The 21,353-nt window shown below is 72.5% G+C and carries 19 protein-coding genes; 7 read left to right on the top strand and 12 right to left on the bottom strand.

The genetic code is table 11. The features are described 5' to 3' along the window. Positions 1–231: 231 nt before the first annotated feature. The 4 genes from ACQP1N_RS14020 to ACQP1N_RS14005 are packed head-to-tail and all read left to right on the top strand — an operon-like array spanning position 232 to position 3,481. Positions 232–1,611: a hemolysin family protein gene (locus ACQP1N_RS14020; RefSeq protein ID WP_433231706.1), complete on the top strand. Its 1,380-nt coding sequence runs from the start codon at positions 232–234 to the stop codon at positions 1,609–1,611. Continuing rightward, entirely contained in the window at positions 1,608–2,627 is a 1,020-nt protein-coding gene (locus ACQP1N_RS14015) for a hemolysin family protein (protein ID WP_131732471.1), read from the top strand. Before ACQP1N_RS14020 ends, ACQP1N_RS14015 begins: the two co-directional genes overlap by 4 nt. Before the next feature lie 58 nt (positions 2,628–2,685). Continuing rightward, positions 2,686–2,919 (top strand): helix-turn-helix domain-containing protein, encoded by a 234-nt coding sequence (locus tag ACQP1N_RS14010; protein WP_067794089.1) that lies wholly within the window; start codon positions 2,686–2,688, stop codon positions 2,917–2,919. A 4-nt stretch (positions 2,920–2,923) separates the two neighbouring features. Further along, positions 2,924–3,481, top strand: coding sequence for a Clp protease N-terminal domain-containing protein (locus ACQP1N_RS14005; RefSeq protein ID WP_067794088.1), 558 nt, complete (start codon positions 2,924–2,926; stop codon positions 3,479–3,481). Positions 3,482–3,547: 66 nt separating this feature from the next. Here the strand turns inward: ACQP1N_RS14005 and ACQP1N_RS14000 are convergent, their stop codons facing one another. From ACQP1N_RS14000 to gndA, 4 genes are all read right to left on the bottom strand, one after another. Further along, positions 3,548–4,390 carry an LLM class flavin-dependent oxidoreductase gene (locus tag ACQP1N_RS14000; RefSeq protein WP_433231702.1) on the bottom strand — a complete coding sequence of 281 codons (843 nt, stop codon included), beginning with the start codon at positions 4,388–4,390 and terminating at the stop codon, positions 3,548–3,550. A gap of 94 nt (positions 4,391–4,484) precedes the next feature. Next, a complete protein-coding gene (locus tag ACQP1N_RS13995) occupies positions 4,485–5,285 on the bottom strand; it encodes a carbon-nitrogen hydrolase family protein (RefSeq protein WP_067794086.1) in 801 nt (266 codons plus the stop codon). Between the two features lie 12 nt (positions 5,286–5,297). Further along, entirely contained in the window at positions 5,298–7,805 is a 2,508-nt protein-coding gene (locus ACQP1N_RS13990; protein WP_433231699.1) for a DEAD/DEAH box helicase, read from the bottom strand. A 151-nt stretch (positions 7,806–7,956) separates the two neighbouring features. Then, positions 7,957–9,381 (bottom strand): NADP-dependent phosphogluconate dehydrogenase, encoded by a 1,425-nt coding sequence (gene gndA / locus ACQP1N_RS13985; RefSeq protein WP_433231697.1) that lies wholly within the window; start codon positions 9,379–9,381, stop codon positions 7,957–7,959. A gap of 143 nt (positions 9,382–9,524) precedes the next feature. Between gndA and ACQP1N_RS13980 the strand changes: the two genes are divergently transcribed. Then, a complete protein-coding gene (locus tag ACQP1N_RS13980) occupies positions 9,525–10,298 on the top strand; it encodes an HAD family hydrolase (RefSeq protein ID WP_242608682.1) in 774 nt (257 codons plus the stop codon). Then, positions 10,295–12,691: a glycoside hydrolase family 65 protein gene (locus ACQP1N_RS13975; protein WP_433231694.1), complete on the top strand. Its 2,397-nt coding sequence runs from the start codon at positions 10,295–10,297 to the stop codon at positions 12,689–12,691. The genes ACQP1N_RS13980 and ACQP1N_RS13975 overlap by 4 nt, the downstream gene beginning before the upstream one ends. A gap of 41 nt (positions 12,692–12,732) precedes the next feature. Here ACQP1N_RS13975 and soxR read toward each other — a convergent pair whose 3' ends face one another. The 5 genes from soxR to ACQP1N_RS13950 all read right to left on the bottom strand — a co-directional run bounded on the left by soxR (position 12,733) and on the right by ACQP1N_RS13950 (position 17,929). Continuing rightward, positions 12,733–13,296 carry a redox-sensitive transcriptional activator SoxR gene (gene soxR / locus ACQP1N_RS13970; protein ID WP_084262503.1) on the bottom strand — a complete coding sequence of 188 codons (564 nt, stop codon included), beginning with the start codon at positions 13,294–13,296 and terminating at the stop codon, positions 12,733–12,735. Positions 13,297–13,359: 63 nt separating this feature from the next. After that, positions 13,360–13,935 (bottom strand): HdeD family acid-resistance protein, encoded by a 576-nt coding sequence (locus ACQP1N_RS13965; RefSeq protein ID WP_067794083.1) that lies wholly within the window; start codon positions 13,933–13,935, stop codon positions 13,360–13,362. 140 nt (positions 13,936–14,075) lie between these two features. Beyond that, positions 14,076–15,893, bottom strand: a complete 1,818-nt coding sequence (locus ACQP1N_RS13960) for a phosphoenolpyruvate carboxykinase (GTP) (protein WP_433231689.1) — start codon at positions 15,891–15,893, stop codon at positions 14,076–14,078. A 177-nt stretch (positions 15,894–16,070) separates the two neighbouring features. Further along, positions 16,071–17,132, bottom strand: coding sequence for an ABC transporter ATP-binding protein (locus ACQP1N_RS13955; protein ID WP_067794081.1), 1,062 nt, complete (start codon positions 17,130–17,132; stop codon positions 16,071–16,073). Next, positions 17,129–17,929: an ABC transporter permease gene (locus ACQP1N_RS13950; RefSeq protein ID WP_067794080.1), complete on the bottom strand. Its 801-nt coding sequence runs from the start codon at positions 17,927–17,929 to the stop codon at positions 17,129–17,131. Before ACQP1N_RS13950 ends, ACQP1N_RS13955 begins: the two co-directional genes overlap by 4 nt. Positions 17,930–18,313: 384 nt before the next feature. Between ACQP1N_RS13950 and ACQP1N_RS13945 the strand changes: the two genes are divergently transcribed. Next, positions 18,314–18,916, top strand: a complete 603-nt coding sequence (locus ACQP1N_RS13945; RefSeq protein ID WP_433231686.1) for a hypothetical protein — start codon at positions 18,314–18,316, stop codon at positions 18,914–18,916. Positions 18,917–18,922: 6 nt separating this feature from the next. Here the strand turns inward: ACQP1N_RS13945 and ACQP1N_RS13940 are convergent, their stop codons facing one another. From ACQP1N_RS13940 to cmk, 3 genes are all read right to left on the bottom strand, one after another. Next, the gene (locus tag ACQP1N_RS13940) at positions 18,923–19,126 is read right to left on the bottom strand and encodes a hypothetical protein (protein WP_433231684.1); all 204 of its coding nucleotides are present in this window, start codon (positions 19,124–19,126) and stop codon (positions 18,923–18,925) included. A gap of 109 nt (positions 19,127–19,235) precedes the next feature. Next, positions 19,236–20,633, bottom strand: a complete 1,398-nt coding sequence (gene der / locus ACQP1N_RS13935; protein ID WP_067794077.1) for a ribosome biogenesis GTPase Der — start codon at positions 20,631–20,633, stop codon at positions 19,236–19,238. Beyond that, positions 20,626–21,288, bottom strand: coding sequence for a (d)CMP kinase (gene cmk / locus ACQP1N_RS13930; RefSeq protein WP_242608683.1), 663 nt, complete (start codon positions 21,286–21,288; stop codon positions 20,626–20,628). Before cmk ends, der begins: the two co-directional genes overlap by 8 nt. Between the last annotated feature and the right edge of the window lie 65 nt (positions 21,289–21,353).

Below are 21,353 nucleotides of genomic sequence, written 5' to 3'. Positions count from 1 at the left end.
CGGCTCACTCCGCTTTGTCACAGAATCCGGACATTCCTTCGGCACCGGCCACCGGTCCTGGAGCTCCGCCCCCACCTCCCTGCCGCGTTCCGCCGTCCAACCCCGGGGACGCCGCGGCTCCTGCTCGTGCCGATGCTTTCGTTCAGGGGTTCATTCCACACAGAACGGTCGATAACCGTCGCCGGATCGGGAGAGTCACCGCCGCACCGGGGTAAGGAAGATCTTGAACGGGTGCCGGCGCTGGTGCCGGCGCAGGAGCAGCGGAGGGAGGGCCGGGTGAACGCCGTGCTCGGGCTGCTGGCCATCCTCGTGCTGACCGCGGCGACCGGCTACTTCGTGGCGCAGGAGTTCGCGTTCGTCACCGCGGACCGCCCCGTCCTCGACCAGCGGGCGGCGGAGGGCGACCGGGCGTCGGCGCGGGCGCTGCGGGTGATGGGGCGGTTGTCGTTCATGCTGTCGGGCGCCCAGCTCGGCATCACGGTCACCGCGCTGGTGGTGGGGTTCATCGCCAAGCCCGCGCTGGCCGACCTGATCGACCCGGCGCTGCGCGCGGCCGGCGTCCCGGACGGGGCGTCCGGCGGGATGGCGGTCGCGTTCGGGTTCGCCCTCGCCACCGTGATCCAGATGCTGCTGGGCGAGCTGTTCCCCAAGAACCTGGCCCTGGCCAGGGCCGAGCCGCTGGCGCGCGCTCTCGCCGCCTCCACCCTCGGCTACCTGGCGGTGGCGGGGCCGCTGATCCGGCTGTTCGACGCGTCCGCGAACCGGCTCGTGCGCGCGGCCGGCATCGAGCCGGTGGAGGAACTGCACCACGGCGCGACGCTGGAGGAGATCGGGCACATCATCGGCGAGTCCGGCGAGCAGCTCCCGGAAGTCCATATCGACCTGCTGGAGCGGGCCCTGGCCTTCTCCGAGCGCGACGCCGAGGAGGTCATGGTGCCGCGCGTGGACGTGGTGACCGTGCCGGCGTCCGCACGCGCCGCCGAGCTGAGCGACATCATCTCCGCGAGCGGGCACACCCGCTATCCCGTCCTCGGCGAGGGCGTGGACGACGTCGTCGGCGTCGTCGGGCTGGAGGAGCTGATCACGCTCGGCCCGGCCGCGGCCGGCCGCATCGCGGTCGGCCAGATCGCCCGGCCGCCGCTGCTGCTGCCGTCCTCGCTGCCGCTGCCGGACGTGGTGCTCCGGCTGCGGGGCACGGCCGAGCCGATGGCCTGCGTGGTGGACGAGTACGGGGGCTTCGCCGGAATCGTCACCTGGGAGGACGTCGCCGAGGAGCTGGTCGGGGAGATCGCCGACGAGAACGAGCCCGGCGAGGAGCTCGCGATCCGCAGCGGCGAGTGGTGGACGACCGACGCCGGGCTGCGGATGGACGAGGTCGCCCACGAGACGGGCATCGCGCTCCCGGAGGGCGACTACGAGACCGTGGCGGGGCTGCTGCTGAAACGGCTCGGCCGGGTCGCGCGGCCCGGCGACGTCGTGCGCGTCCGCCTCCCGCCGGAGCGGCTGGACGAGCCGCCGCGCACCGCCGTGATCGAGGTCCTCACGATCCACCGGCACGTGCCCGAGCTGATCCGCGTCCGCACCGTCGAGAGCGCCGGGGAGGATCGGTGAACCTCGCCCTCGGCGCGCCCGTCACGCTGGCACTGCTGGCCGGCAACGGGTTCTTCGTCGCCACCGAGTTCGCGCTGGTGGCGGCGCGGCGGCCGCGGCTGGAGCGGGCGGCGGCGCGCGGCGGGCGGGGCGCGGGCGCCGCCGTCGCCGGCATCGACGAGCTGTCGCTGACGCTGGCGGGCGTGCAGCTCGGCATCACGATGTGCTCGCTCGGTCTCGGCCTGGTGTCCGAGCCGGTGTTCGCGGGGGCGCTGACCCCGCTGTTCCACAAGGCCGGCCTCCCGGCGGGGGCCGCGCACGCGGTCGCGTTCGTGCTGGCCCTGGCGCTGGTGACGTTCCTGCACATGGTCGTGGGCGAGATGGCGCCGAAGTCGTGGGCGATCGCCGACCCGGAACGCTCGGCGATCGTGCTGGGCCTGCCGTTCCGCGCGTTCGCGACCGTCGTCCGCCCGGTGCTGGCGGCGCTGAACGGCGCGACGAACCTGCTGCTGCGCATGGCCGGCGTCCGGCCGGCCGACGCGCGGAAGGTGTCGCGGACGCCCGAGCAGCTGCGCAGCATCGCGCTGGAGTCGCGGCGGCTCGGGCTGATCGGGGAGAACGAGCTGACGCTGCTCACCACCGCGCTGGACGCGCCGCGCGCCCCGCTGGCCGGCCTCGTCGTCCCCGTCTCGGACATCGTGTCGGTCCCGGCCACGGCGTCCCCGCAGGAGGTCGTGGACACCGCCGCCCGCACCGGGCACATCCGGCTCATGGTGCGCGGTTCCGGCGGGCCGGGCCAGGCCCGGATGGTGCACGTCCGCGACGCCTACCTGGCCCGCGCGCGGGGCCGGGCGACACCCGCCGGGGAACTGGCGCACCCGGTGCCCGCGCTGCCGGCCGGTACCCCGGTCGGCGAGGCCGTCACCACCCTCAGGGCCCATCACAGCCATCTGGGCCTGGCCATCGCCCCGGACGGCCGCATCGCCGGCCTGATCAGCCTGGACGACCTGCTCACCACGCTGCTGACCGTCCGCTGACCCCGCCTTCGCGTCAACATCGGTTGACACACTCCGACTGTCAACCTACATTGACATCATGAGCGATGGAGTGACGCTCGCCCAGGAGGCGAGCAGCCGGGACCCGGCGGTGGGCCTGCGGGCCGTGCGGGCGCTGCGCGAGCTGGCCGAGCGGCTGGAGGCGCTGCAGGTCGCCAGCGCCCGCGACCAGGGCTGGTCCTGGCAGGAGATCGCGGTCTGCCTCGGCGTGAGCAGGCAGGCCGTCCACAAGAAGCACGGCGGCGGGCGCCGCCTTCTGAAGAAGGAGCAGTAGCGAGATGTTCGAGCGTTTCACGCTGGCCGCCCGCGAGGCCGTCATCGGCGCCCAGAAGGAGGCGCGGGAGCTGCGCGACGAGCGCATCGGCACCGAGCACATCCTGCTGTCCCTGGCGGCGGGCGACGACGCGACGGGGCGCGCCCTGCGCGAGCACGGGCTCACCGCCGGCGACCTGCGGGCCAGGATCGCCCGCGCCGGCCGGCCCGGCGGAGACGCCCTCGACCCCGACGCGCTGCGGGCGATCGGCATCGACCTCGACGCCGTCCGGGAGGCCACCGAGCAGAGCTTCGGCGAGGGCGCCCTCGACGTCCCCGCCGCGAAGCCGGGCCGCCCCCGGACCGGGCACCTCCCGTTCACACCGAAGGCGAAGAAGTCCCTGGAGCTGAGCCTGCGGCACGCGCTCCGGCTCAAGCAGAAACAGATCGGCAGCGGGCACGTCCTGCTCGGCGTCCTGCACGACGACGGCTTCCTGTCGGTGCGGCTCGCGACGGAGGCGGGCGCGGACGTCGAGGAACTGCGCGCACACATCCGGCGGCTGCTCACCGCCAGGGCCGCGTGACCGGATGACCGGCCGCCGAGCCGGGCGTCGCGGGACGCCCTGATACGCGGCCGTCCCGGCCCGCGGTCACCGTCCGGCGAGCAGTTCCACCACGGGCGCGAACTCCTCGATGAACGCGGACGCGACCGACACGTACGACACACCCAGCTCGTCCCGCCGCCGGGCGAGCGTGCCGGCCATCTCGCGGGGTGTCCCGGACAGCTTGGCGATCGCGTCGGACCTCGCCATGGCCGCCGGGTCAACGCCCATCCGGGCGCTCAGCCATCCGGGCACCTCGTCGCCGACGACGTGCACCTGCGTGCACAGTTCGAGATCGTCGAACCGCTCCCCCGCCGCCGCCCGGACGACGGCCACGTACTCGGCGAGCCGCGCGTCGTCCGTCAGCGGCGGGACGCCGAACGCGACCGTGTCCGCCCGCCGCGCCGCCAGCCCGAGCATCCGCGGCCGGGACGCGGCGACGAGCACCCGCGGCCGGCGGCCCGTTCCGGCGAACAGTCCGCCGGGCGGTCGCTCGACGGCGTCGAGCACCCGCTCCACCTGGGCGAACCGCTCGGCGGGCGACCCGTAGGGGACGCCGAAGAGCGCCGCGTCATCCTCCCCGCCGGGACGGCCGGCGCCGATTCCCAGCTCGAAGCGGTCACCGGTGGCGAACGCCATCGAGGCGGCCTCCCAGGCGATCATGTGCGCGGGCCGCGTCGCCGCGGAGAGCACGAACGTGCCGACCCGCAGCGTCGTCGTGGCGCCCGCCGCCGCGGCGAGGGCCGCCGCGGGCATGGCCGTGCCGGACGTGTCGGGTGTCAGCAGCGTCGCGTAGCCGAGTTCCTCGGCGCGGCGCGCCTGGGCCGCCCAGTCCGCGCCGTCCCGTCCCCAGGCCGCCATCACTCCGAACCGGAACCGCCGATCCGCCATCGTCGCGCCTCCCCGTGTCGCCGTCCCACCATCTTGAGTGAGCACTCACTCAATCGTCAAGCCGATACGGGCGGCTCCGGGGTGCGCTACGGGTCTACTCGGTCCAGGTCACCGTGAAGCGGCGCAGGCCGAGCGCCGGGTTCTTCTCCCGGACGGCGGCGATCCGCTCCGGCGAGACCTCCCCGCACGCGACGCCCGGCCCCTCCCCCAGCGCGGCCGTGACCACGCCCATCGGATCGACGAGCATGCTGTTGCCGGCGCCCGTCGGGGCGCACTGGCCGGCGGCCGCCACGTAGATCGTGTTCTCGATCGCGCGGGCCCGGACCAGCGTCCGCCAGTGGTCCTCCTTGAGCGGGCCCGGCACCCAGTCGGCGGGCAGCACCAGGACGTCGGCGCCGGCGTCCACGATCCGCCGCGTCACCTCCGGGAACCGGACGTCGTAGCAGGTCTGCATGCCGAACGTGACGCCGTCGGCGGTGAACGTCTCCGGGTCGGTGATGTCGCCGGGCCTGACCAGCTCCGACTCCTTGTACCCGAACGCGTCGTACAGGTGCAGCTTGCGGTACTCGGCGACGATCTCCCCCGCCGGGCTCACCGCGACGAGCGTGTTGGAGATGCGTCCGGGCTCGTCCAGCCGCTCGTTCATGCCCGCGACGACGTGCACGCCGTACCGCCGGGCCAGGTCGCCGAGCGCGCCGGTGAACGGGCCGTCGAGCGGCTCGGCGGACTCGGCGAACCGGCCGTCCATCGCCGGCGCGGTGAACATGGCGAACTCGGGGAACACCACGACCCGCGCGCCGCGCCCGGCCGCCTCACCGGCGAGCTTCCCGACCGCCGCCAGGTTCTCGTCCTTGTCGACACCGGGCGCGAACTGCGCCACCGCGATCCGCAGCATGTACCGCCTCCCCTACATCCGGTCGACGCCGGTCACCCGGATCACGGCCTCGCCCTCCTGGTCCGAGCCCGCGAGGTCGACCTCGGCGCTGATCCCCCAGTCATGATGCCCCTCCGGGTCGTCGAACACCTGCCGGACCCGCCACAGCGCGTCCTGCGGGACCTCCTCGATCCGCAGCAGCTTCGGCCCGCGCGCGTCGGCGCCGGTGAGCAGCTCCTCGTGCTCGGCGAAATAGCCGTCCATCGCGTCCGCCCACGCGTCCGCACCGAAGTCGGGGTCCAGCTCGCCCAGCTGGTCGTAGCGCTCCAGCGCGGCCAGCTCCACCCGCCGGAACAGCGCGTTGCGGACCAGCACCCGGAACGCCCGCGCGTTCGCGGTCACCTTCGTGACCCGCTCCTCGATCGGCTCGTCCAGGTCCTCCTCGGCGGGGTTCGCGAGCTGCTCCCACTCGTCCAGGAGGCTGGAGTCGACCTGCCGGACCAGCTCGCCCAGCCACTCGATCAGGTCGATCAGGTCATCGGTCTTGATCGACTCCGGCACGGTCTGCTGCAGCGCCTTGTAGGCCCCCGACAGGTACCGCAGGACGAGACCCTCCGCCCGCGCCAGCTCGTAGTACCCGATGTACTCGGTGAACGTCATCGCCCGCTCGTACATGTCGCGCACGACGGACTTCGGACGCAGCGGATGGTCGCCGACCCACGGGTGCCCGGCCCGGTAGATCTCGTACGCGGCGCCGAGCTCGTCCTCCAGCGGCTTCGGATGGTCGACCTCCTGGAGCAGCTCCATCCGCTCCTCGTACTCGATGCCCTCGGCCTTCATCGCCTGGACGGCCTCGCCCCGCGCCTTGTTGACCTGCGCCGCGAGGATCTGCCGCGGGTCGTCCAGCGTCGTCTCGATCACCGACAGGACGTCCAGCGCGTACGACGGCGACGCCGGGTCGAGGACCTCGAACGCCGCCAGCGCGAACGTCGACAGCGCCTGGTTGAGCGCGAAGTCCTCCTGGAGATCCACGGTGACGCGCGCGTACCGGCCCTGCTCGTCGGGCTCGGGCAGCACCTCCACGACCCCGCCCGCAAGCAGCGACCGGTAGATGGCGATCGCCCGGGAGATGTGCCTGCGCCGCGCGGCCGGCTCCTCGTGGTTGTCGGTCAGCAGCCGCTTCATCGCCTGGAACGCGTTGCCCGGCCGCGCGATCACCGACAGCAGCATCGCGTGGCTCACCTGGAACCGCGACCGGAGCATCTCCGGCTCGGCCTCCTGCAGCTTCTTGAAGACGTCCTCGTCCCAGCCGACGAACCCCTCGGGCGGCTTCTTGCGCTGCACCTTCCGCCGCTTCTTCGGATCGTCGCCCGCCTTGGCGAGCGCCTTCTCGTTCTCCACCACGTGCTCGGGCGCCTGCGCGACGACGAACCCGACCGTGTCGAACCCGGCCCGTCCCGCCCGCCCGGCGATCTGGTGGAACTCCCGCGCCCGCAGCCGCCGCACCCGATGCCCGTCGTACTTGCTGAGCGCGGTGAAGACCACGGTCCTGATCGGCACGTTCACCCCCACCCCCAGGGTGTCGGTCCCGCAGATCACCTTGAGCAGGCCGGCCTGCGCGAGCCGCTCCACCAGCCGCCGGTACTTGGGCAGCATCCCGGCATGGTGCACCCCGATCCCGTGCCGGACGAACCGCGACAGGTTCCGCCCGAACTTCGTGGTGAACCGGAAGTTGCCGATCAGCTCCGCGATCCGCGCCTTCTCCGCCTTGGTGCACACGTTGACGCTCATCAGCGCCTGCGCCCGCTCGATCGCCGCCGCCTGCGTGAAGTGCACCAGGTACACCGGCGCCTTCTGCTCGGCCAGCAGCTCCTCGATCGTCTCGTGCAGCGGCGTCACCCGGTAGTCGTAGATCAGCGGGACGGGCCGCTCCGCCGACGTCACCAGCGCCGTCGGCCGTCCCGTCCGCCGCATGAGGTCCTTCTGGAAGAACGAGACGTCCCCCAGGGTGGCCGACATCAGCAGGAACTGCGCCTGCGGCAGTTCCAGCAGCGGGATCTGCCACGCCCACCCGCGCTCGGGCTCGGCGTAGAAGTGGAACTCGTCCATGACGACGACGCCGATGTCGGCGTCGGCACCGTCCCGCAGCGCGATGTTCGCCAGCACCTCGGCGGTGCAGCAGATGATCGGCGCGTCCGCGTTCACGCTGGCGTCGCCGGTCATCATCCCGACGTTCTCGCGCCCGAACATCTCGCACAGGTCGAAGAACTTCTCCGACACCAGCGCCTTGATCGGCGCGGTGTAGAACCCGACCTGATCCCTCCCGAGCCCCGCGAACAGCGCCCCCGCCGCCACCAGGCTCTTCCCCGACCCGGTCGGCGTCGACAGGATCACGTTCGCGCCCGAGACGACCTCGATGAGCGCCTCCTCCTGCGCGGGATACAGCGTGATCCCGCGCCCCGACACCCACCGCTCGAACGCCTCGAACAGCGAATCGGCGTCGGCGTCGTTTCCGGAGGGAAGTTCATCGATCAGGCTCACCCCTCCATCCTGCCCCCAATCGCCCACTGCCCGCGTCACCGGCGCTTCCCGGCGCACACCGCGACCGCCCCGATTCCGGCCGCCACCGGATCGAGCATCTCGCCGATCTCTTGCCATTCCGGTCCCGTGACGCCCAGAGCATCAAGGTTCCTCACCCGGTGACCTCGGTACGGTCACCGCCCCAGAGGGTGTGGAAAGTGCCCTCGCGGTCGACGCGGCGGTAGGTGTGGGCGCCGAAGTAGTCGCGCTGGCCCTGGGTGAGCGCGGCCGGGAGGCGGCCGGCGCGCAGGGAGTCGTAGTAGGCCAGGGCGGTGGCGAAGCCGGGCGCCGGGATGCCTAGGCGGGCGGCGGTGGCGACGACGTCGCGCCAGGCGTCCTGGGCGTCGCCCACGGCCTCGGCGAAGTGGCCGTCGGTCAGCGGCGTGGGGGTCTGCGGGTCGGCCTCGTAGGCGGCGCGGATGCGGTCCAGGAAGCGGGCGCGGATGATGCAGCCGCCGCGCCAGATCGCGGCCATCGCACCGAGGTCGATGTTCCAGCCGTACTCGGCGCTGCCCGCCTGGATCTCGTGGAAGCCCTGCGCGTACGCGACGATCTTGGACGCGTAGAGGGCCTTCTCGACGGCGTCGGCGAAGCCGGAGCCGGCGGCGGCGCCGCGGGACGGGCCGGGCAGGTCCCGGGCGGCCTCGCGCAGGGCGGCATGGCCGGAGACGGAGCGGGCGAAGACGGCCTCGGCGATTCCGCCGACCGGGACGCCGAGGTCAAGGGCGGTCTGGACGGTCCAGCGGCCGGTGCCCTTCTGCTCGGCCCGGTCGAGGACGACGTCCACGAACGGCTTGCCGGTGGACGCGTCGGTGTGCGCGAGGACCTCGGCGGTGATCTCGACCAGATAGGACTCCAGCCGGCCGGTGTTCCAGGTGCGGAAGACCTCGGCGATCCCGGCGGGTTCGAGCCCGGCGGCGTACCGGAGCAGGTCGTAGGACTCGGCGATCAGCTGCATGTCGGCGTATTCGATGCCGTTGTGCACCATCTTGACGAAGTGCCCGGCGCCGTCGGGGCCGACGTGGGTGCAGCAGGGCGTCCCGTCCACCTTGGCGGCGATGTCCTCCAGCAGCGGGCCGAGCGCCGCGTAGGACTCGGCGGAGCCGCCCGGCATGATGCTCGGGCCGTGCAGCGCGCCCTCCTCGCCGCCGGAGATGCCGGTGCCGACGAAGTGGACGCCGCGTTCGCGGAGGGCCGATTCGCGGCGGCGGGTGTCGGCGAAGTGGGCGTTGCCGCCGTCCACGATCATGTCGCCGGGCTCCAGCAGCGGGGCGAACTCGTCGATGACGGCGTCGGTCGGCGCGCCGGCCTTCACCATGATCACCAGCCGGCGGGGGCGTTCCAGGGAGGCGACGAACCGCTCCGGCGTCTCGGCCGGCAGGAACGTCCCCTCGTCGCCGAACTCCTCCACCAGCGCCTTGGTCCGGCTGGAGGTGCGGTTGTGAACGGCGACGGGATGTCCGTGCCGGGCGAGGTTGCGGGCGAGGTTCCGGCCCATCACCGCCAGCCCGGTGACGCCGATTCGCGCCTTCTGCATTGGCTCACTCCTCCTCGTGTGCGACCCTGACCGAGGGGTTGTACGCGGATCGCGATCCCCTCGTTCGGGCGGCCGGGCCCCCATGCCGGCGCTCGGCACGGGAACGGATCTCGCGGTGCGGATCGCCTTCGGCCTTCTCTTCGATGGTGACATTCCAGGGGGTGCGGATGCTGGGACTGCCGGACGCGGCGGCGGCGTGTCTGTTCGATCTCGACGGTGTGCTGACCCGGACGGCGGCCGTCCACGCCGCGGCGTGGAAGGAGATGTTCGACGGCTACCTGCGCGAACGGGCGGAAAGGACGGGTGGGCCGTACACCGAGTTCGACCCGGTGGACGACTACGGCCGGTACGTCGACGGCAAGAAGCGCGAGGACGGGACGCGCTCGTTCCTCGCGTCACGCGGCATCACGCTGCCGGAGGGCGATCCGGACGATCCGCCGGACCGGGAGACGGTCCGCGGTCTCGGCAACCGGAAGAACGCCCTGATGCTCAAGATCATCGAGGAGAGGGGCGTCGAGACCTTCGACGGCTCCATCGGCTACGTCCGCGCCGCGCGCAAGGCCGGGCTGAAGACGGCGGTGGTGTCGTCGAGCGCCAACACCGTCCAGGTGCTGCGGACGGTCGGCATCACCGACCTGTTCGACGCCCGCGTGGACGGCGTCGTCGCGGCGGAGCGGCACCTGCCCGGCAAGCCCGCCCCGGACATGTTCCTGGAGGGCGCGCGGGAGCTCGGCGTCCCGGCGGAGAAGGCGGTGGTGTTCGAGGACGCGCTCGCCGGTGTCCAGGCGGGACGGGCCGGCGGGTTCGCGTACGTGGTGGGCGTCAACCGGGTGGGCGACGCGCACGCGAAGGCGCTCGCCGAGCACGGCGCCGACGTGGTGGTCGACGACCTGTCCGAGCTGCTGGAGGAGCGGTGACCGAGCGGGAGGGGCGGATCGCCGTCGACCGGCCGGTGTTCACGGTGGAGCCCTGGTGCGTGCGCGAGCCGGAGCTGCGCCTGGACCGGCTGGCGCAGAGCGAGTCGGTGTTCGCGCTGTCCAACGGGCATCTCGGCATGCGCGCCAACCTGGACGAGGGGGAGCCGCACGGCCTGCCGGGCACCTACCTGAACTCGTTCTTCGAGCTGCGCCCGCTGCCGCACGCCGAGACCGCCTACGGCTACCCCGAATCGGGGCAGACGGTCATCAACGTCACCAACGGCAAGGTGATCCGCCTCCTGGTGGACGACGAGCCGCTCGACGTGCGGTACGGCCGCGTCCACCACCACGAGCGGGTGCTGGACATGCGGGCGGGCACGCTGACCCGGCACGTCGAGTGGACCTCCCCCGCCGACAAGACGATCAAGGTCACCTCGGTACGGCTGGTGTCGCTGACCCAGCGGGCCGTCGCGGCGATCTGCTACGAGGTGGAGCCGGTGGGCGAGGCGGTCCGCGTGGTCGCCCAGTCCGAGCTCGTGGCCAACGAGGCGCTGCCCGGCGGCGGCAAGGACCCGCGCTCGTCGGCGATCCTGGACAGCCCGCTGGTGAGCGAGGAGCACTTCGCCAACGGCACCAAGGTGCTGCTGCTGCACCGTACGCGGCAGAGCGGGCTGCGGATGGCCGCCGGCATGTCGCACCACATCGACGGGCCCGAGTCGATGGCGATCGAGACCGAGAGCTCCCCGGACGTGGGCCGGCTGACGATCGCGACACGGCTGGAGCCGGGGCAGAAACTCTGCATCGTCAAGTATCTGGCGTACGGGTGGTCGAGCCGGCGCTCCCGGCCCGCGCTGCACGACCAGGTGGTCGGGGCGCTGGCGGGCGCGCGGCAGACCGGCTGGGACGGCCTGCTGAACGAGCAGCGCGAGTATCTCGACGCCTTCTGGGAGGGGGCGGACGTCGAGGTCGAGGGCGACGCCGAGATCCAGCAGGCGGTCCGGTTCGGGCTGTTCCACATCCTGCAGGCGGGCGCGCGCGCGGAACGCCGCATGATCCCGGCCAAGGGGCTGACAGGGCCCGGCTACGACGGGCACACGTTCTGGGACACCGAGACGTTCGTCCTGCCCGTGCTGACCTACACGTCCCCGAGCGCGGCGGCGGACACGCTCGCCTGGCGGCACATGACGCTGCCGCTGGCCTGCGAGCGCGCCCGCCAGCTCGGCCTGCACGGTGCCGCGTTCCCCTGGCGGACGATCCGGGGCCAGGAATGCTCCGGCTACTGGCCCGCCGGAACCGCCGCGTTCCACATCAACGCCGACGTCTCCGACGCCATCGTCCGGTATGTGGACGCCACCCGGGACGAGCAGTTCGAGCGAGAGATCGGCCTCGACATCCTGGTGCAGACCGCCCGGCTCTGGCGCAGCCTCGGCCACCACGACGTCGGCGGCGTGTTCCGCATCGACGGCGTCACCGGCCCGGACGAGTACAGCGCGATCGCGGACAACAACGTCTACACCAACCTCATGGCGCGCCGGAACCTGCAGGCGGCCGCCGAGACGGCGATGCGCCACCCGGACGTCGCCGACCGGCTCGGGGTGAACGCCGAGGAGGCCGCGTCGTGGCGGGACGCGGCGGCGGCCATGCTGATCCCCTACGACGACCGGCTCGGCGTCCACCCGCAGAGCGAGAGCTTCACCAACCACGCCCGCTGGGACTTCGCGTCCACCAAACCCGACCACTACCCCCTGCTGCTGAACTTCCCCTACTTCGACCTGTACCGCAAACAGGTCGTCAAGCAGGCGGACCTCGTCCTCGCCATGCACCTGTGCGGGGAAGCGTTCACCGACGAGCAGAAGGAGCGCAACTTCACCTACTACGAGGCGCTGACCGTCCGGGACTCCTCACTGTCGGCGCAGACCCAGGCCGTCATCGCGGCCGAGGTCGGCCAGCTGGAACTGGCCCACGACTACCTCGGCGAGACCGCGCTGGTGGACCTGCACGACCTCAACCACAACACCCGCGACGGCCTGCACATCGCCTCGATGGCGGGGGCGTGGAGCGGGCTCGTCGCCGGGTTCGGCGGCATGCGGGCCCGCAGGGGGGAGCTCCGGTTCGCGCCGCGGCTGCCCGGCGGGATCAGCCGGCTGGCGTTCCGGATGCGCTACCGGGGCAATCTGATCAAGGTCGGGGTGACCGGGGAGGAGGCCCGCTACGAGCTGCTGGACGGCCCGGGCCTCGCCCTGTGGCATCACGGCGAGAAGTTCACCCTCGCCGACGAGGCCGTGGAACTGCCGATCGAGCAGGTCCCGGCCCGCCCGGCGCCGGCCCAGCCGGCCGGCCGCGAACCGACCCCGCGCCGCTTCGACCCCCACGTCCGCGCCCCCCGCCGCTGACACCGCGACCACCGGCACCATAGGAACACCGGCACCGGGGGTCAGTCCGCGTGGCCGTGAGCGCCCGCGGAGGTGCAGGCGTCCACGCAGGCCGCGGGCAGCGCGTCCGCCGCCGCCCCGCCCTTCCCGGGCGGGGCGTCCCCGGCGGGGCGGCCGGTGAGGAGCCTGCGGGGGCCGGGGCCCTCGTCGCCCAGGCGGTCGTACGGGTTGGCCAGGGCGCATTTGCTGATCGACAGGCAGCCGCAGCCGATGCAGTCGGTGAGGTCGTCGCGGAGCCGTTCGAGCTGCCGGATGCGCTCATCGAGGTCGCTCCGCCACGTCTCCGAGAGGCGCGCCCAGTCCGCGACCGTGGGGGTGCGTTCCTCGGGGAGGGTGGCGAGCGCGGCGCGGATGTCGCTGAGCGGGATGCCGACGCGCTGCGACACCCTGATGAACGCGACGCGGCGGAGCGTGTCGCGGGTGAAGCGGCGCTGGTTGCCGGCCGTCCGGCGGCTGCTGATCAGCCCCTTGGACTCGTAGAAGTGCAGCGCCGAGACGGCCACGCCGCTGCGCTCGGCGAGTTGCCCGACGGTCAGTTCGTGCACCCGGTGTTCCAGCCGTGTCATGGCCCGCATCCTAGGCGACCTCAACCAGACTTGAGGTTCCGTCGGGGACGCGGGGCCGGGCGGCTAGGAGCGGACGGCCTGGCCCGTCCGGCCGTACCCTCCGGACGCCCGGCCGAGCCGGCGCAGCCGGAACGCCACGCCGATCATGGCGGCGCCGGTCATGATCGCCAGCAGCCCGATCAGCCAGACGATCGCGATCGCGCCGGAGACCGGCCACGCGAACAGCAGGATCCCGAACAGCAGCGAGATCGCGCCGGTCAGCACGTACACCCAATCGCCCCTCAGCTCCTTGCGCAGTGCGAGCGCGACCACGATCTCCAGCACGCCGGTGGCGACCGCCCACGCGGCGATCAGCATCAGCAGGACGAACGCGGTGATGCCCGGCCACACCAGTGCCGCGATGCCGAGCGCGATCCCGGCGGCCCCCGACAGTGCGAGCAGGCCGCGCGGCCCGCCGGTCGTCCCGCGGACCGCCTGCACCACCGCGATCACGCCGTCCGCCAGGGCGTACGCGCCGAACAGCAGCACCAGTGTGAAGACGGTGATGCCCGGCCACACCCAGGCGATGATGCCGAACAGGATCGCGAACGTGCCGCGCAGCGCGAGCACCCACCAGTGGCGGGTCATCAGGTCGAACATTCCGGGCCTTCCGGGACGGGGACTTCCTCCAGTGCTAACCGCCGTTCCCCGTGGGGAACGCCAAGGCCGGGCGCGGACTTCGCAAAGTCCGCGCCCGGCCCTCGGGTCACGCCGGTGCCGGCCCGGTGCCGGGCCCCGGGTCAGTTCTCCAGGCGGCGCACCAGGTCGTGGTACTCGTCCCACAGCGCCTTCGGCATGTGGTCGCCGAACTTCTCGAAGAACTCAGGCACGAGAGCGGCCTCCTGCCTCCACACCTCGGTGTCGACCGACAGGAGCATCTCCAGGTCGGCGTCGTCGATGGTGAGGCCGTCGGTGTCGAGGGCCTCCCTGGTCGGCAGGTGCCCGATCGGGGACTTGGCGGCGTCGGCCTTGCCGTTCAGCCGCTCGACGATCCACTTGAGGACGCGGCTGTTCTCCCCGAAGCCGGGCCAGACGAACTTGCCGTCGGCGTTCTTGCGGAACCAGTTGACGTAGTAGATCCGCGGGAGCTTCTCGGCGTCGGTGGCCTTGCCGATCTCCAGCCAGTGGCCGAAGTAGTCGCCCATGTTGTAGCCGCAGAACGGCAGCATCGCGAACGGGTCGCGGCGCAGCTCGCCGACGGCGCCCTCGGCGGCGGCGGTCTTCTCGGAGGCGATGTTGGCGCCGAGGAACACGCCGTGCTGCCAGTCGAACGACTCGGTGACGAGCGGGACGGCGGAGGCGCGCCGGCCGCCGAACAGGATCGCCGAGATCGGGACGCCCTTGGGGTCCTCCCACTCGTCGGCGATGATCGGGCACTGCCCGGCCGGGGTGGTGAAGCGGGCGTTCGGGTGGGCGGCCGGGGTCTCGGAGTCCGGCGTCCAGTCGTTGCCCTTCCAGTCGGTCAGGTGCGCGGGCGGCTCGTCGGTGAGGCCCTCCCACCACACGTCGCCGTCGTCGGTGAGCGCCACGTTGGTGAAGATGCTGTTGCCCCAGAGCGTCTTCACCGCGTTGGAGTTGGTGCTCTCGCCGGTACCGGGCGCGACACCGAAGAACCCGGCCTCCGGGTTGATGGCGTAGAGGCGGCCGTCGTCGCCGAACCGCATCCAGGCGATGTCGTCGCCGATCGTCTCGACCTTCCAGCCCGGGATGGTCGGCTCCAGCATCGCAAGGTTGGTCTTGCCGCACGCGGACGGGAACGCGGCGGCGACGTAGCGGGTCTCACCGGTGGGCGGCGTCAGCTTCAGGATGAGCATGTGCTCGGCCATCCAGCCCTCGTCGCGGGCCATCGTGGACGCGATGCGCAGCGCGTAGCACTTCTTGCCCAGCAGCGCGTTGCCGCCGTACCCGGACCCGTACGACCAGATCTCCCGGGTCTCGGGGAAGTGGGTGATGTACTTGGTGGAGTTGCAGGGCCACTTGGCGTCCTGCTGGCCGGGCTCCAGCGGGGCGCCGACGGAGTGGACGGCCTTGACGAACGAGCCGCGCTCCTCGATGAGCCGCAGCGCGCGCTCGCCCATCCGCGTCATGATCCGCATGGACACCGCGACGTAGGCGGAGTCGGTGATCTCGACGCCGAGCTGCGAGATGTTGCCGCCCAGCGGGCCCATGCAGAACGGCACCACGTACATGGTGCGGCCCTTCATGCAACCGTCGAAGAGCCCGTCCAGGGTCTCCTTCATCTCGGCGGGCGCGACCCAGTTGTTGGTGGGACCGGCGTCCTCCTCCTTCTCGGAGCAGATGAACGTGCGGTCCTCCACGCGGGCCACGTCGGTGGGGTCGGACGCGGCGTGGAAGCTGTTCGGCCGTTTGGCCGGGTCGAGCCGTGTGAGCGTGCCCTGCTCGACGAGGAGGCCGGTCAGCCGCTCCCACTCCTCGTCCGAGCCGTCACACCACTCGACGCGGTCCGGCTTGGTCAGCTCGGCGATCCCGCGCACCCACTCAATCAGTTCGGTGTGGCCGGTTGGGGCCTGGTCGAGGCCGGGGACCTGGATGGACACGGGCAACTCCTTCAGCTGTTCGCAGGATGTTTGCATGATGAACAAGACCCGTCGTTTTTGCCATTTGGTCTGGACCAATCCCGTCCACTTTTGGGGCATCATGCCCGCTTTGTGATTGTTATCACCTGGAGTCGGGCGGGACGGGGCGGCGTCCGGCGCTTCCCGGCCTTGATCGGCTCAAGCTGGGTAAACGTGGGTCTCGGTGGCCTTCACAGCCGCCCAGACCGCGCTGCCCTCCGACAATTGGAGTTCCGCCACGGCCGCCGGGGTCACGTCCGCGACGGCGTCGAAAGGCGGGTCGCAGAGCCGCACCCGGACGCGGTCCCCCTGCCGCTCGACCGCCGCCACCCGGGCGCGCCAGAGGTTGCGGGGGCTGCCGTCGGGACGGGTCCGGTACAGCGCCACCGAGGACGGCGCGAAGGCTATGAAGACCTCACCGTCGAGGGAGTCCACCGTGTCCAGCGTCCGGTCGCCGTCGCCGATCGTCACGGTGCCGCCCTCCGCCCGTCCCCGGTACAGGTTCAGCCCGACGAGCCGCGCCACATAGCCGGTGCGGGGATGGCGGGCGACGTCCGCGGGCGTCCCCTGCTGGACGAGGCGCCCGTCCTCGATCACCACGATGCGGTCGGCCAGCACCATCGCGTCCAGGGGGTCGTGGGTGACCAGCACGGCCGCGCCCGCGAACCCGGCGAGGTGGCGGCGCAGCGCGGCCCGGATCTCCAGCCGCGTGTGGGCGTCGAGGGCGGCGAGCGGCTCGTCCAGCAGGAGCAGGCCCGGATCGACGGCGAGCGCACGGGCGAGGGCGACGCGCTGCGCCTGCCCGCCCGACAGCGCCCGGGGCCGGGCGGAGGCGTATTCGGCGAGCCCCACCCGCTTCAGCCATCCGGCGGCGACGCGGCGGGCGGCGCGGCGGCCCGCGCCCTGGCAGCGCGGCCCGAACGCGACGTTCTCCAACGCGCTGAGATGCGGGAACAGCAGGTAGTCCTGGAAGACCATGCCGATGCCGCGGCGGTCCGGCGGCAGCGGGCGCAGGTCCTCGCCGTCCACCCGGATGTACCCGCCCGCCATCGGGACGAGCCCGGCCAGCGCGCGCAGCGCGGTGCTCTTGCCCGCGCCGTTGGGCCCGAGCAGCGCGACGACCTCGCCCGGCGCGGCGGTGAGCGCCAGGTCGAGATCGAACCCGGCGCGCCGCACGACGAGCCGCGCGTCCAGCCCCCTGTCCCCGGTGCTCCCGCTCATGTGGAGGTGTTCACCCACCTGTCCCGAAGCGCGGCCAGGACGACGACGGACACGGCGAGCAGGACGAGGCTGAGCACGATCGCGGCCTGCGGGTCGGTCTCCAGCGCCAGGTAGACGGCGAGCGGCATCGTCTGCGTCCGGCCGGGGAAGTTGCCCGCGAAGGTGATCGTGGCACCGAACTCACCGAGCGCCCGCGCCCAGCACAGCACGGCGCCGGCCGCCACTCCGGGCGCGACGAGCGGCAGCGTGACCCGGCGGAAGACCGTCCAGCGGCCGGCGCCGAGGGTGGCGGCCGCCTCCTCGTAGCGCAGGTCGGCGGCGCGCAGCGCACCCTCCACGCTGATCACCAGGAACGGCATCGCGACGAACGTCTCGGCGAGCACGACCCCGGCGGTGGTGAACGGGAACGTGATCCCGAACGCCGAGTCCAGCCAGCCGCCGACCAGGCCGCGCCGTCCGAGCACCAGCAGCAGCGCGACACCGCCGACGACCGGCGGCAGCACCAGCGGCACGGTCACCAGCGCGCGGACGAGACGGACACCGGGGAAGCGGACGCGGGCCAGCGTCCAGGCCAGCGGCACGCCGAGCACCAGGCACAGGCAGGTGGCGAGGGTGGCGCTGAGCAGGGAGAGACGCAGCGCGTCCAGGACCTGCGCCCGCATGAGCCGGGTGCCGAGCGTCGACCAGGGCGCCCGGACGAGCAGCCCGAAAAGCGGCAGCACCAGGAACCCCAGCCCCGCCAGCGCGGGCAGCAGCAGGATCCATGGCGGGCGCCCGGCTCCGGACCGCTCCCTCACGGCGCCTCGAAGCCCGCCCGGCCCAGCACGCCGGGATGCGAGCCGGTGCCGGCGCCGACCCCGAGAAGCGCGGCCGCCTCACCGATCCTGAACGTGGTCACGCGGCAACCCTACCCAACCGCATATACAAGGGAAAGAGCGCTCCATGGCTGGAAAACATGGATTGACCAGGGCTATCCGACCCGCAGGTGCGACAGGCGCCCCTTCGGCGCCGCCTCTGTGGTCATTCCCACCTTCGCCCTGTCTCCGAGCCGTTCCCTGCCGTGCCCTTCGAAAATGTCCCCTTTTGGGACAAGTGAGGGTTTCCTGGCCGTGTGGAGCGCCCAGCTCGGGGTAAACGGTGTCCCAAAACAACATCGGACAGCCCGGTCAGGAGGAATGATCATGACTGGGACCATGCGAGTCCCGCGCACCCGGGGCGCCCTCAGCGGGATCCTGCTGATCCCGCTGGGCCTGTGGGGCGGCCTGCTGCCCTTCGTCGGCCCCTATTTCGGCTTCGGTTTCGCGCCGGACGACACCTGGGTCTACACCACCGCCCGGCTGCAGTTCAGCATCGTGCCCGCCGCCGCCGTCGTCCTGGGCGGGCTCATACTGCTCTTCAGCGCCAACCGGGTGTCCGGCATGTTCGGCGGCTGGCTGGCCGCGCTCGGCGGCGCCTGGTTCGCCGTCGGCCCGCTCCTCGCGCCGTTGTGGGACGCCCAGGGCGTCGGCGCCCCGCTCGGCACGGGCGAAGGGCAGCGGATCGCCGAACAGCTCGCCGGACTCACCGGCCTCGGCGTCGTCATCGTGTTCCTCGCCGCGTCCGCGCTCGGCCGGTTCGCCGTCGTCGGCGTCCGGGAACGAGCCCTGCTGGACGAGCCCGAACCCGGCGGCTCGAACACCACGCAGCCACTGGTCTACGGACGCCACGCGCCCGAGAACCAGCCCGGACGGCAGCCGCGGCAGGACGACCAGCACGTCGCCGGCGAGCCGCGCTACGACCGCTGACGGCCGTCAGCGGTTGCGGGCGCGCATGTTACGGACCGCCGCGGTGGTCTCGTAGCTGCCGCGCTCCTCGTCCGTCGGCACGTCGTCACGGTCGGTGAACATCGCGGCGAACGCGACGAGCAGACCGACCCCGCCGATCCACGGCTCCCGCCAGGCGAAACCGAGACCCACGCAGACGGCCGCGGCGGAGATGAGCAGCAGCAGCTTCACATCGCACCCTTCGTCGAGTAATGGAAGACTTACCCGCGCCCCGTAGCAGGCATCCTGACATGCCGCGGCCCGCCAGGGAAGATCCCCGGCGGGCCGCACCCGCGCACCGCTACTTCCTGCCCTTGCCGCGCTTCTCGCGGATCTTCATCGTGATGTCGAGCGGCGTCCCGGCGAAACCGAACTCCTCCCGCAGCCGCCGCTCGATGAACCGCCGGTACCCCTCCTCCAGGAACCCGGACGTGAACAGCACGAACCGCGGCGGACGCACCCCCGCCTGCGTCGCGAACAGCACACGCGGCTGCTTGCCGCCCCGCACCGGATGCGGGTGCGCGTTCACCAGGTCGGCGAAGAACTGGTTCAGCTTGGACGTCGGGACCCGCGTCCCCCAGCCCTCCAGGGCCGTCTCGATGGCCGGCACCAGCTTCTCCACGTGCCGGCCGGTCTTCGCGGAGATGTTCACCCGCGGCGCCCACCGCGCGTTGTGCAACTGCCGGTCGATCTCGCGCTCCAGATAGTGGCGGCGCTCCTCGTCCAGCAGATCCCACTTGTTGTAGGCGATCACCAGCGCGCGGCCCGAGTCGACCACCATCGAGATGATCCGCAGGTCCTGCTCGGCGAGCGGCTGGTCGGCGTCCACCAGCACCACCGCGACCTCGGCGCGCTCCAGCGCCGACTGCGTGCGCAGCGTCGCGTAGAAGTCGGCGCCCTGGTTCTCCCGGTGCCGCCGCCTGATCCCGGCCGTGTCGATGAACCGCCACGTCCTGCCGCCCAGCTCGATCAGCTCGTCCACCGGGTCGCGGGTCGTCCCGGCCACCGAGTCCACGACCGCGCGGGCCTCCCCCGCGAGCTTGTTCAGCAGGCTCGACTTGCCGACGTTCGGACGCCCCAGCAGCGCGATCCGGCGCGGGCCGCCCTCCGCGCCGAACGTCTCCGGCGGGGCCTGCTCCGGCAGCGCCTCCAGCACCGCGTCGAGCAGATCACCGCTGCCGCGCCCGTGCAGGGCGCTGACCGGGTGCGGCTCGCCGATGCCGAGCGACCACAGCAGCGCCGCGTCCGACTCGGCGCCCGCGTCGTCGACCTTGTTGGCGACCAGCACCACCGGCTTCCCGGACCGGCGCAGGATCTCCACCACGGCCTCGTCCACGTCGGTGGCGCCCACGGTCGCGTCCACCACGAACATGACCACGTCGGCCAGGTCGACCGCCAGGCGCGCCTGCTCGGCGATCGCCGCGGCCAGGCCGGAGGAGTCGGGCAGCCATCCGCCGGTGTCGACGACGGTGAACCGGCGCCCGCTCCATGTCGCGTCGTAGGCGACCCGGTCGCGGGTCACGCCCGGGACGTCCTCCACGACGGCCTCGCGGCGGCCGAGGATCCGGTTGACGAGGGTGGACTTGCCGACGTTCGGCCGCCCCACCACCGCCACCACCGGCGCCGGTCCCGCGTCCCCGGCGGCGTCCTCGGCGACGTCCGCCGTCTCGATCTCGTATTCGCTCAAATGCTCACTCATGCTCTTTGGCGAGGCGGACTACCGCCTCGATGACCTCGGCGAGGCTCAGCTCCGTCGAGTCGATCTCGTGCGCGCCGGCCGCCTTCGCCAGCGGCGACGCCTTCCGGGTGGAGTCGAGCCGGTCCCGGCGCGCCTGCTCGGCCTGCGTGACCGACACCGACGCGCCCGGGTCGGCCGCGAGGTCCTTCGCACGGCGCGCGGCGCGCGCCTCCTCGCTGGCCGTCAGGTACACCTTCACGGGCGCGTCCGGCACGACGACCGTGCCGATGTCGCGGCCCTCCACCACGATCCCGCCGGCGCCGATGATCTCGCGCTGCAACTCGACCAGCCGGGCCCGGACGGCCGGGACGGCGCTGACCGCGCTGACCGCGTTCGTCACCTCGCGGGTGCGGATCGGGCCGGACACGTCCGTCCCGTCCACCGTGATCGCGGGCGCGTCCGGGTCGGTGCCGCACGCGATCTCCGGGTCGAGGGCGCGGGCCGCGACGGCGGCGCCGTCCTCGACCGGGACGCCGTTCTCCAGCATCCACCACGTCATGGCCCGGTACATCGCGCCGGTGTCGAGGTACCGCAGCCCGAGCGCACGGGCGACCCCCTTGGACGCGCTTGACTTGCCCGAACCGGAGGGTCCGTCCATGGCGATGACGAGCGGCACGATCGCTCCCTCTCTGTTTCGTTGGAGCGCCCGCCTGCGAAGGGCGGGCGAAGCGGGCGGCGCTC

This window comes from Actinomadura formosensis (assembly GCF_050948385.1).
GTDB classification, from domain to species: Bacteria; Actinomycetota; Actinomycetes; order Streptosporangiales; family Streptosporangiaceae; genus Spirillospora; species Spirillospora formosensis.
Note: the sequence above shows the minus strand (reverse complement) of the source record. Positions and strands in the feature narration are given on the sequence as shown.